Below are 12244 nucleotides of genomic sequence, written 5' to 3' on the forward strand. Positions count from 1 at the left end.
ACAGTTTGCAGGCACATAACTCGCGTAAGGCGGCTATTACAAAACTGATCGGCTATTTAATGGAGTATAAAAAATGAATTGGGTTACCCCTGATCTGTGTGACGCGTATCCAGAGCTGGTTCAGGCTGTTGAGCCGGGCTTTGCTAACTACGGCGGTGTAGAGTCTTTCGGTGGCCAGATGGTGACTGTTAAGTGCTTTGAAGATAACTCCAAAGTGAAAGAGCTGGTTGACCAGCCAGGTGAAGGCAAGGTCATGGTTGTTGATGCCGGTGGTTCATTCCGCTGCGCAATGCTGGGTGATATGCTGGCTGAAAAAGCGGTAAAAAATGGCTGGGCAGGCATCATCATGTACGGCTGTGTTCGCGATGTCGATGTACTGGCGGAGTTGGAACTGGGTGTTCAGGCTTTGGGTTCTCACCCGATGAAAAGCCTGAAAAAAGGCATTGGCGAACAGGATCTGGAAGTGACTTTCGGTGGCGTTACCTTCCGTCCGGGTGAATACGTTTATGCTGATAACAACGGCATCATCGTTTCCCCTGAACCATTGAAAATGCCTGAAGCCTGATTTATCTGAATTCAGTGTCATCAGAGGCTAAGTATTGAATATCATGCTTAGCCTTTTTTGTTCTCATCTGAAGTCTTTCTTTGACTGCTATTTTACCCAATCTTTACACTCTTCAGCTTGCGTTAAGCATCTCACTTTAAACTTGATCCTTCTTAACAAAACTTTAAACCATATCAGCAGGTTAAACGTATCCAGCTGTACCGCATTGATTTACTCTAAGCGGAATTATTAAAAACCTCTGCTGTCCATGCTGATGGTTACTGACAAGTGGTTGAAAAAAACTAAATTCCATTGTTGAGCAAGTTACTGTTGCGCACTTATTTTTTCTTGCGAAGCAGACTGCTGATATTAATTGCTGATGAGTTGACACTGTGTCTTATCCCAACACATCTATTGTTACCCGAACCAATACGTCTACAGGCGCTGCGGTTCCGGCAAAGCGTAAGTTACTTTCACTCGCTATTTTTGCTGCACTTGTGGGCTGCTCCGGTATTGAAAATCGTCAGGCTCCGGATCCGGAACAACTGGGAATCCCTCAACAGTGGCAGACCCTTGGCACGAATAGTGGTAATTCAGAACAGATTATTCCGATAGATGACTCCGTACCAGATGCTTCGCCGCTGTATTCGCCTTTACTTGCAACAACCGCTCAAACACGCTGGGTCAAAAACTTTAATGACTCAGGCCTGACCTTACTGGTTGAACGTGTACTGGCTAACAACGCGGGTCTTGCTGCTGAAGCTGCCAAAGTTCAAAGCGCCGGTGCAGGACAAGTGCAAACAGAATCAGCGCTTTATCCGACTCTGGATCTCACGGGTAGCATCAGTCAGAGCCAAACTGGGGACGTATCCTCTGACAAACAAAGCGTCAGCTTAAATGCCGGATTTGAACTGGACATCTGGGGCAAGCTGAGTGCCAGGGAAAAGGAAGCCAGCCTGACTTTTGCTGCTGCCAGAGCCGACTTTACCGGCTCCGCCCTGGATCTCAGTGCGGAAACTGCGACCGGCTGGTACAACCTCATCGCCCAAAAGAAACTCCTTGAGCTTTATAAGCGCCGTGAAGATACCTTAAGCAACGCCCTTAAAGTTGTGGAGCAGGGGTATAACAGTGGGCTGAAGGATGTTGAAGATCTGTATAACGCCAAACAGAGTCTTCAGAGTGAGAAAGACAATATAACAGCTCAGCGACAGGTGATTACTGAGCAGGTTCGGGCACTGCAGGTTTTGCTTGGACGCTACCCTGATGGTCGGCTCTTAAGCGAAGCGGGACTTGATCTGCCGGAACTTCCTCAATTTAAGTCTGAGGTATTACCCTCAGAGTTGATTTCCCGATCACCGACGCTTCAGGCTCAGTGGCTAACCTTGCTGGCGGCTGATGCAGGTCTTGCCGCGGCTAACCGAGATCGCTTCCCAAGTATCTCTCTGTCAGCCTCTGTTGATCAGAATATCGACTGGAACCTGATGGCGAGCCTTACCCAGCCTCTCTTTAACGCAGGAAAACTTGCAGCAGCAGAGGATCAGGCCGCTGCCAATGTTCAGCAGCAGGAAAAACTCTATCTGCAAGCTGTGTTTTCATCCTTTGCCGATGTTGAAAATGCGCTAATGCAGGAAACGACTCTTGAGCATAGATACAAGCTCGCTAACGAGAATCTTCAAACCGCGAGACAGAGCACCGAACTTGCTTTGAACCAATATCAGCTGGGTTTGACAGAACTTGATACCTTACTGTCGGTACAAAAAAGCATGTTGGATGCTGAAGCACAGGTTATCAGTTTGCAGAACCAGAGGCTGGCCAACCGCATCAGTCTTTATCAGCTGCTAGGCGGGGATACAGGGGCAGAATCCAAGGTAAAACCGTCCAATAATGCTGAAGCACTTTAAGTCCGCTTTGATTTTTAAAACGATCCGACCTTACGTTTAAAGGTTAAAACCTATGTTAAGAAAAATTCTTCCTCTTGTTGTTATCGCCGCCATGGCAGGCGGAGCCTGGGTCGTCTCTAACAATCCACCTGAAGTCAATCGTTCGCCAAGAACCCCAACTCCCGCCATGACCGTACAGGTAAAGACCCTGAACCTGGAAGATTACCCCCTTCAGATTCAGCGCTTTGGTCGTGTTGTAGCCCAACAGAGAACCGCTTTGATGTCTGAAGCCGCAGGGGAGATTCTTTTCCTTGCCCCTCAGTTGAGGGTTGGTGGTCAATTCAGCAAAGGGCAGATACTGATCAAACTGGATGATTCCCGATATCAGGCGGAGCTTGCCATTGCAAGGGCAACGCTGACAGAAAGCCAGGAGAACTATGCAGAGCAGGTGGCGTTGGCTGAACAGGCACGACAAGCCTGGCTGTTATCGGGTCAGAAAGGTGAGCCCAGTGATCGTGTGTTGCGTAAACCTCAACTGAAAGCTGCAGCCGCTCAGGTTGAAAGCGCCAAAAGCTCTGTAAAGCTGGCTCAGTTATCCCTTGCCAAAACAGAGATTTTTGCCCCTTTCGATGGTTCAGTTGCAACACTGAATGTTGAAAAAGGGCAGGCGATCAGCTCAGGCGCTGAAATTGCAACACTTTTGGCTAAGAGTGCTCCGGAAATTGAGGTGGCTTTGCATCAAAGGGATCTGGCCTATCTCACACTCGATACACTCTCGACAAACCCGGCAGATTCAGGTGCTAACCCCGCTGCTGAGATACGTGATAATGGAAAAACATATTCCGGCAATCTGGTTCGAACGGCTGCAGAGCTGGATTCAGCATCCCAGCAGTTGATAGCAACCGTTCAAATCGACACTTCTGCTAATGGGGAAAACTCAGACTGGCCTCGCGTTGGCAGCCTGGTGAAGGTTGCCGTGCAGGGTAGAACACTTCAAAACGTAATCGTTATTCCTAATCCTGCGGTTTATCAAAGTCGCTATGTTTATCAGGTTATTGAAGGCCGTCTGCAACGTCAGGAAGTCGTCCTTGGCTGGCAGGATGACCGTTTCTCTATAGTCGAAAGCGGTTTAAATGTTGGTGATCAGCTGGTTATTACTCCATTGGGTCAGGTTACCAGCGGTACACTGGTATCGGTTGCTTCAGCAAATGATGAGGAGCCACAACAATGATTGCGTGGTTTGCCCGTAACCATGTGGCCGCTAACCTTCTGATGATCTCTGTTCTGTTAGCAGGAACCTTCTTTCTGGTTAAGAAAGTTCCTCTGGAGATTTTCCCAGCCGTTGAATTTGATCAGGTTGATGTCTCTGTCAGCTTACGTGGCGCCAGCCCTCAGGATATGGAGCAGGGTGTTGCAGTACTGATCGAACAGAGTATTCAGGATCTTGAAGGCATTGAGCAGATTGTCAGCCGTTCAGCGGAGGGTTCAACGACTGTCAGCATTGAAGTGGCTGACGGCTATGACCCAAAAGACATCCTGACCGATATCAAGACACGTGTTGATGCGATCAGCAACCTGCCAACCGATGCAGACCGTCCGGTAGTCGCACTGGCTGAACGTATCCGTGAGGTGATCTCGGTAACCGTTTCTGGTGATCTTTCTGAACGAGAGATACGTCAGGCCGCAGAGCGGGTCAGAGATGACCTGATCCGCGCTCCGGGGGTTACTCAGGTTCAGCTCGATGGGGTTCGGGATTACGAAATAGCGATTGAGATTTCACCCTTTGCTCTTAAGCAACATGACCTGACACTGAGCGGAATTCGCCAGATCATTCAGGCGGAATCTGTGGATCTTTCTGCCGGCAACCTGAAAACGGCGGGTAATGAGGTTCTGATCAGCTCAAAAGGGCAGCGCTATAGTCAGCGTGAATTCGAAGACATTGTTATCAAAGCCGATAGCAAGGGTGGTCTGATTCGCCTGAAAGATATCGCAACTGTGACTGATGGTTTTGAAGAATCCCCCTTGCGTACCCGCTTTAATGGTAAGCCCGCTGCGATGATTGATGTTTATCGTACCGGTCAGGAGAGCGCTATCGCGGTAGCTGATGTGGTTAAGGATTATATCGCTTCCCGACAGGAGGATCTGCCGCAGGGGCTTGAGATCAGTTATTGGGATGATGATTCCGAGATCGTTAAAAAGCGTCTTAATACGCTGCTGACTAATGCGATGCAGGGTAGCTTTCTGGTTCTCGCGCTGTTGACTCTGTTCCTGCGTCCGGCAATCGCATTCTGGGTATTTATCGGCATTCCTATCAGTTTTATGGGTGCCTTTATTTTACTGCCGCTATTGGGCGTCAGTCTGAATATCGCCAGTCTGTTCGGCTTTATTCTGGTGCTGGGTATCGTCGTGGATGATGCCATCGTAACCGGGGAGAACGTCTACAGCCATCTCAGGAAAGCTGAAAACGGCCTCAATGCGGCTATTGTTGGTACTCAGGAGGTGGCTGTTCCCGTTACCTTTGGCGTACTGACAACCGTGGCTGCTTTTTTGCCGCTGGCCTTTATCGATGGCCATCGGGGCGCAATTTTCGCTCAGATTCCTGCGGTGGTGATCCCGGTGCTCCTATTCTCTCTGATCGAGTCCAAATTTGTACTACCAGCACACCTGAAATACATCCGTATTCGTCCTAAAGGTGAAAAGCAGTCCAAACTTGAGCAGCTGCAGCAGGGTTTTGCCGATGGTTTTGAGCGTTTTATCCTGCGTTACTACCGTCCGGCCCTCAAACGGGTACTGAGATACCGTTATACAGCCCTCGCATTTTCTATCGGAGCACTGATTCTTCTGATTGCGACCGTTAGTTCCGGCTGGATGCGTTTTACCTTCTTCCCGAAAGTACCGAGTGAAACCGCGCGGGTAACCCTGACCATGCCCACAGGGACGGCTTTCGATGTAACTGACCGTTTTGTTGTCAAAATGACGGATAAAGCACGGGTTTTGCAGGAGAAATACCGCGACCCTGTAACGGGTGTCAGTGTGATTCGTCATATTTTCTCAACCACAGGTTCCGGCGGCTCAACCCATATCGGGCGAGTGAGATTCGAGATCACCCCGGCAGAAGATCGGGAGTCTAATATCACCAGTTTGCAGCTGGTCAATGAGTGGCGTCAGCTGATAGGTTCAATCCCGGGTGCAGAATCTCTGGCTTTCAGGGCAGAACTCGGCAGGGTAACGGATCCGGTAGATATTGAGTTGTCGGGATCGGACCTGCGTGTTCTGTCAGATGTTGCCGAGCAGGTTAAAGCACGGCTTGCGACCTATCCAAGCCTGTTTGATATCACAGACTCTCTTGCGGATGGTAAGCAGGAGCTGCAGGTAGAGCTTAAACCGCAGGCTTATATGTTAGGCCTGGATCGGACGACAATTCTGCAACAGGTTCAGCAAGCGTATCTCGGGACTGAGGTTGAACGCATTCAGCGTGGGCGGGAGGAAGTCGTTGTCATGCTGCGTCTGCCTGCCGTAGAACGTGATTCCGTGTCTGATCTGCTTGATCTTGAAATCGTGACGACCGATGGCACCCGAATTCCGCTATCTCATCTGGCGGATCTGAAACCAGGAAAAAGTCCTTCAGCGATCTACCGTATCGATGGTTACCGTACCGTTAACGTGACCGCCGATATGAATAAGAAAACAGCGAATACAACGGTGTTGAATCAGGATCTGAAGCAGTACCTCAACCAATTGACCAGGCAATATCCATCTGTCAGTTACACCTTGCGGGGTGAAGCAGAAGAACAGCAAAAATCCTTTGGTTCGCTGCAGATTGGTCTGATTCTGGTGCTGTTCGTGATTTATGGGCTACTGGCAATTCCGTTTGGTAGTTACAGCCAGCCGTTGATTGTGATGTCTGTGATCCCTTTCGGTGCGATTGGAGCTGTTTTAGGCCATGCAATTATGGGAATGCCGCTGACCATTATGAGTTTAATGGGGCTATTGGCTTTGGTAGGGGTAGTCGTGAATGACAGTCTGGTACTGGTGGACTTTGTTAATCAGAAGCGGGCTCAGGGTTATCAGCTGCATAAAGCGATTATGAGTGCCGCGCCTAAACGCTTCCGTCCAGTGATGCTGACGTCAATGACTACTTTTATCGGACTTTTTCCTCTGTTGTTTGAGAAATCGACTCAGGCGCAGTTCCTGATTCCGATGGCGGTTTCTTTAGGCTTTGGGATTTTGTTTGCTACACTTATTACACTCTTCCTGATTCCCGTTAACTATATGATTCTTGAAGATATTAAGTCGGCGAGACTGGGTAGGAAAAAAGCAAAAATCTGACTGTCTTTTACCAGTTTTGCCTACTTTAAAGCGGGATTCAGCTTTATAGAGGACTAAATAAAATCAAAGTTGGTCACTTCAGACTGGCCAACTTTATGGGTAGGGATACCCGCTGCAGACCATACAGACATCAAAGGCCAGGGAAAGCCTATGGTGGCTTTGCGGGAAAACCGGTTTGACCGCAGTTTCCTGCTAAGGATCTTCTATATATGCGCATTATTTTGTCATCCCCACTGACAGATCAGGGTTTGTACCTTGAAGCGTTACACAAGTTTTGTCCCTATGCGGATATACGTCTCTGGAATGACGTAAAAGAGAGCGACTGGCAAGCCGAATACGCTCTGGTATGGAAACCGGAAAACCAACTTTTCCTTCATCAGAAAGAACTGAAAGCCATTTTTAACCTTGGCGCCGGTATCGATGCGCTAGAGAAGTTACCGGATTTACCCGGTGATATCCCCCTGTACAAGCTTCGCGATGCCGGAATGGGGCAGTGGATGCTGGAATATGTGATGTATGGTCTCGTGCACTTTGGCCGCCATTTTGATCACTATCGCCATCATCAGCAGCGACAGTCCTGGCATCCGGAATACACCCATAGCCTGCAACAGCGCCGTATCGGTATTCTTGGTCTGGGCCCCTTAGGAGCCTTTGTCGGTCAGCAACTCTCTCAACTGGGTTACAGCGTGATCGGTTGGAGCCGCTCAGAAAAAGAAGGGCTCAGTTTTGAACAACTGAACGGTTATGAGCATCTCGATGGATTTCTGTCCCGGTGTCATTTCCTGGTGAATCTATTGCCCGCTAAAGAAGAGACCTACCACCTGCTGAACGAACAGCGGCTGATGCGTTTACCCCGTGGAGCTGTAGTAATTAGTGTCGGACGGGGAAGTGTTCTGGATGAACACGCACTTCTTGTTCAGCTTCAGACGAGACACCTCAGAGGCGCACTTCTGGATGTTTTTGAGCATGAGCCTCTCTCCAAAGAACACCCGTTCTGGAAGCAGGATAATATTGTGATCACCCCGCACATGGCGGCCCCCACGCAACATGAAGAAGCAGTCCGGCAGATATTGGGGGATATCCTCGATATTGAGCTGGGTAGTGGTCATAACCTGATTTGATTTAGTCAGAGACACATCCAAATTGGCCATTCAAAGAGACTCCTCTGAATTCAGTAACGTGTTTACAAACTGTTACCGGATTCATGGGAGTTTCTGCACTTTATCACTGATCTGAAACGCATCTTCCACTAGAATTCAGCCGATTCCACACCTTTATAGTGGACTTTGCTGCTTTTCATACCTTGAGGATGCTTTTTTATGTTTGACCCTGTCACGATGGGCTGCCTGATTCTGTTAGTGATTGCGGCTCTCTGGGTTACTGAGTGGGTGCACGTTAGTATGACTGCGCTGCTGGTACCGGTATTGGCCGTTGTATCAGGTATATTTGACGTTAAGCAGGCATTCAGTGCGTTTGCTAATCCCATTATCTTTATCTTTCTGGGTGGTTTTGCGCTGTCTGCGGCTTTGCATAAACAAAAGCTGGATCAGCGGATTGCACAAACGATCCTCAGTATTGCCGCCGGCCGACTCAGTAAAGCCGCCAACCTGATCTTTATCACCACTGCAGTGCTTTCCATGTGGATCTCTAACACAGCCACAGCAGCGATGATGTTGCCACTGACTTTGGGGGTTTTATCTGCGCTGGATTCTTCGAAACATCGCCGCACTTATCTTTTCTTTTTGCTGGGGATCGCGTTTTCCGCAAATATCGGCGGCATCGGCACACTTGTAGGCAGCCCGCCTAATGCGATTGCCGCTGCAGCCGTTGGCTTAAGTTTTACCGGGTGGATGATGGTCGCCATGCCTGTCGTTCTGGTGCTGATGCCGGTCATGATCTATACACTGCGCTTTACCTGCAAACCGGATCTTAGCCAGCCAGTTGAATTTGAAGCCACTAAACTTCCTCCGTTGAATCGTACTCAATGGATGACTTTGGGCGTTTTTGGTCTGACGGTGGCAGGCTGGATCTTCAGTAAGCCTTTGGCTTCGGTTCTGGGGATTACCAGTGGTATTGATGCTGTAGTAGCCGTAACAGCGATCCTGCTGCTGGCAGCACTTCGTCTTCTGAACTGGGATGAGCTGAATGAGCAAACCGATTGGGGCATCCTGTTGCTGTTTGGTGGTGGTCTGACCTTAAGCGCTTTGCTGTCTGCATCCGGTGCCAGTGCCTTTATCGCAGACCATATCATTCAGATGATTGAGCACACGCCACTGCTGGTCTTTGTGATTAGCCTGGTCATTTTTGTCATGGTGCTGACCGCTGTAGCCAGCAATACAGCCAGTGCAGCGCTTTTGCTGCCTATCTTTCTGCCGCTCGCGGAAGGGGTTGGTCTGGGACAAACGGCCCTTGCTGTTCTGATTGCGATCGGCGCATCCTGTGCGTTTACTTTGCCGGTAGCTACACCACCTAATGCGATTGTATTTGGTAGTGGCTTTGTCCCACAGAAAGAGATGCTTCGCGTTGGTTCCTTGCTCAGTCTGGTAGTCCTACCGGTACTGGTAGGCGTTGGTCTCAGTTAATATCAGCCCCTCGCGAAACGTCTCCAGACGAACAACCTTCCTGAATTGCCCCGTGGAAAAGCTTTAGGGCTTTGCACGGGGCTTTTGTTAGAATGCCCGCCTGAAATTACCGACAGATTGACCATTTAAGGCAGGCTATGACCGTTCTTCTGATGACCCCTCCCATGACCCAACTGAATACGCCCTATCCGGCAACGGCGTATCTCACCGGTTTTCTCCGTTCAAGGGGGTATGAGGCGGTACAGCGGGATCCTGCCATCGAGCTCTTTCTTGAGATGATGACAGCTCAGGGGCTGGATATTATCCGTCAGCATGTAGAAGAAAACTTTGAAGAGTATGAGGATGATCAGCTGCCAGAGGTGATTTACAACTTTCTGGCCGAATTTGATCGTTATCGTCTTTGCGTTGAGCCTGCTATCCGTTTTCTGCAGGGCAAGGATCCGAGTATTGCCCTGAGAATCAACTCCCGTCGCTTCCTGCCGGAAGGACCTGCCTTTGATGTGATCAGTCAGATGGAAGCGGTTTCCACAGATTCAGCTGAACATCGTGATGTCTTGAAAGCCGCCTTTGGTGATCTGGGTGTGCAGGATAAAGCCAAGTATCTGGCCACCTTGTTTATCAACGATCTGTCGGCAGTGATTACCCAGGGCGTTGATCCTTACTTTGAAGTCAGTCGCTATGGTGAACGTCTGGCTGCTGCGAATCCGAGCTTTGATGACCTGTACGACACCTTAATGGCTGACCCAACCTTCAGTTCAGAGATTCTGGAGCAGCTGGTTGAGCTTTACTTGGAAGAAACCCAGCCAAGTGTTGTCGCTCTTACTGTCCCATTCCCCGGCAATATGCTTGGGGCACTACGAATTGCCCAAACCTGTAAAGAGAGCAATCCGGAATTACCTGTGGTAATGGGTGGTGGATTCGTCAATACCGAGCTGCGTGCTCTGAAAGATCCCCGTTTATTTGAGTTTGTCGACTTCATCTGCCTCGATGATGGTGAACGTCCTTTTATGACGCTGCTGGAATATTTTGATGGTCAGCGGGAGGCCGACGAACTGGTACGCACCTATTTTCTCGCTGAAGATGAAAATGGCGAGCAATACGTCCATCTGAATGAAAATCCGGAACTGCACGATATTCCGCAAACCGATGTCGGTGCTCCTGTTTATGACGGCCTGCCGCTGGGGGAATATCTTTCCCTCTGTGAGATGCTGAATCCGATGCACCGTATCTGGAGTGATGGCCGCTGGAACAAACTGACGATCGCCCACGGATGTTACTGGCGAAAGTGCAGCTTCTGCGATGTAACACTGGACTACATCGACCGTTATGACGAGGCTGGTGCCGATATTCTGGTGGATCGAATTGAACAGTTAATCGAAGAAACCGGCCAAACGGGTTTCCATTTTGTTGATGAAGCAGCACCGCCTAAAGCGCTTTTTGCGCTGGCTAAACGCCTGATTGAGCGAGGGGTTGTGATCAGCTGGTGGGGTAATATCCGTTTCGAGAAAACCTTCACCCCTGAACGATGCCAGTTACTGGCGGATTCCGGCTGTATCGCAGTTAGTGGCGGTCTTGAGGTTGCCTCTGATCGACTGCTTAAGCTGATGAAAAAGGGCGTAAGTGTCGAACAGGTGGCACGGGTGACAAAAGCATTCAGTGATGCAGGTATTCTGGTACATGCTTACCTGATGTACGGCTTTCCGACCCAGACTGAACAGGAAACGGTCGATGCGCTGGAGATGGTACGCCAGATGATGCAGCAGGGCTGTTTCCAGTCTGCCTACTGGCACCGCTTCGCAGCGACAATTCACAGCCCAATCGGCATCAATCCTCAAGAGTACGGCATTACACTGGCAGATCGTCCGGAAACCCTGTTTGCCGAAAACGATGTCGACTTCACTGATCCGACAGGCACAGACCATGAGATGTTGGGTGAGGGGCTTCGTAAGGCACTGTACAACTATATGCACGGTATCGGCTATGATCAGCCGTTAAGCTTCTGGTTCAACCAGCCGGTGACCCGTACTCAGGTCAAGAAAGACCTTATTGCTAAAGCAGTGCATCAGCTGATTGTCAGCCAATGATGTTATCGATAGTGACTATCAGGTACAGTTTTCCAGCTCGGTAAGAAGCTTCAGAGCTTCTTCCCGGGTTTCACCACAAACATATTCTGCAGGTTGAAAGTCACCACAAACCTTCGGACGTTCAGGTTTACCGAACAGCTCACAACGAAGATCATCCATCAGGTGAGGGCAGGGCACACCGGCAGGCTTACCCTGGGGCATTTTAGGCAAAGGGCTAGAGATGCTGGGGGATGTACAACATGCAGCACAGCCCATTCGACACGTTAACGCCATTTAAACTCCAAATTTGCCAATTTCCGGGAACCAGAACGCAATCTTATGATCTTAGTCAGTTACTGATTTCTTCGAGGCTGCGCAATATAAGACTGTTTGTCGCATTTGTCAGGTATTATTACCCGACTTGAGCAGTTTAACTGCCAGCACCATCCACAAAATTATTAAAAAAGAGCCCTTGAGGCTACTACCAACAGAGGAGACGGATCATGCCCGTTGCAACCGCCCGCCACATTCTTGTGGCCGATGAGAAGCAGTGCCTGGATCTGAAAGCGAAAATTGAGTCCGGTAACGACTTTGCAGCCATTGCGCAAGAGCATTCCCTTTGCCCATCCGGTGCAGAAGGTGGTGATCTGGGCAGCTTCCGCCCGGGAGAGATGGTACCTGAGTTTGATAAGGCCGTATTCACTGGTGAAGTGAATCAGGTATTAGGCCCGGTTCAGACCCAGTTTGGCTACCACTTGCTGGAAGTCACCAGCCGTAGCTGATCAGTCTGATCGAACCGTTTCATGAAAGGCTTGCTCACTTGAGCAGGCCTTTTTTATTGCCGGG

General features: G+C 49.6%; 8 protein-coding genes and 1 pseudogene. 8 read left to right on the forward strand and 1 reads right to left on the reverse strand.

What is annotated here, in order from left to right:
• The first annotated feature begins 73 nt into the window (after nt 1-73).
• From rraA to BV405_RS02600, 7 genes are all read left to right on the forward strand, one after another.
• Nucleotides 74-565 carry a ribonuclease E activity regulator RraA gene (rraA, locus tag BV405_RS02570; RefSeq protein ID WP_086479276.1) on the forward strand — a complete coding sequence of 164 codons (492 nt, stop codon included), beginning with the start codon at nt 74-76 and terminating at the stop codon, nt 563-565.
• Nucleotides 566-936: 371 nt separating this feature from the next.
• Nucleotides 937-2445, forward strand: a complete 1509-nt coding sequence (locus tag BV405_RS02575; protein WP_086479277.1) for a TolC family protein — start codon at nt 937-939, stop codon at nt 2443-2445.
• Between the two features lie 52 nt (nt 2446-2497).
• Nucleotides 2498-3655 (forward strand): efflux RND transporter periplasmic adaptor subunit, encoded by a 1158-nt coding sequence (locus BV405_RS02580; RefSeq protein WP_086479278.1) that lies wholly within the window; start codon nt 2498-2500, stop codon nt 3653-3655.
• Nucleotides 3652-6753, forward strand: a complete 3102-nt coding sequence (locus BV405_RS02585) for an efflux RND transporter permease subunit (RefSeq protein WP_086479279.1) — start codon at nt 3652-3654, stop codon at nt 6751-6753. The genes BV405_RS02580 and BV405_RS02585 overlap by 4 nt, the downstream gene beginning before the upstream one ends.
• A gap of 209 nt (nt 6754-6962) precedes the next feature.
• Nucleotides 6963-7874 (forward strand): 2-hydroxyacid dehydrogenase, encoded by a 912-nt coding sequence (locus BV405_RS02590; RefSeq protein WP_086479280.1) that lies wholly within the window; start codon nt 6963-6965, stop codon nt 7872-7874.
• Nucleotides 7875-8072: 198 nt separating this feature from the next.
• Nucleotides 8073-9335 (forward strand): SLC13 family permease, encoded by a 1263-nt coding sequence (locus BV405_RS02595; RefSeq protein ID WP_086479281.1) that lies wholly within the window; start codon nt 8073-8075, stop codon nt 9333-9335.
• A 137-nt stretch (nt 9336-9472) separates the two neighbouring features.
• Nucleotides 9473-11419, forward strand: a complete 1947-nt coding sequence (locus BV405_RS02600; RefSeq protein ID WP_086479282.1) for a B12-binding domain-containing radical SAM protein — start codon at nt 9473-9475, stop codon at nt 11417-11419.
• Between the two features lie 18 nt (nt 11420-11437).
• Here BV405_RS02600 and BV405_RS02605 read toward each other — a convergent pair whose 3' ends face one another.
• Nucleotides 11438-11692 carry a YkgJ family cysteine cluster protein gene (locus BV405_RS02605; protein ID WP_086479283.1) on the reverse strand — a complete coding sequence of 85 codons (255 nt, stop codon included), beginning with the start codon at nt 11690-11692 and terminating at the stop codon, nt 11438-11440.
• Between the two features lie 203 nt (nt 11693-11895).
• On the opposite strand from BV405_RS02605, the pseudogene BV405_RS02610 reads away from it, so the two are divergent.
• A pseudogene (locus BV405_RS02610) lies at nt 11896-12180 on the forward strand (peptidylprolyl isomerase); the annotation flags it as partial.
• Nucleotides 12181-12244 lie beyond the last annotated feature (64 nt).

The organism is Oceanospirillum sanctuarii (genome assembly GCF_002150805.1).
Taxonomy (GTDB): domain Bacteria; phylum Pseudomonadota; class Gammaproteobacteria; order Pseudomonadales; family Halomonadaceae; genus Oceanospirillum; species Oceanospirillum sanctuarii.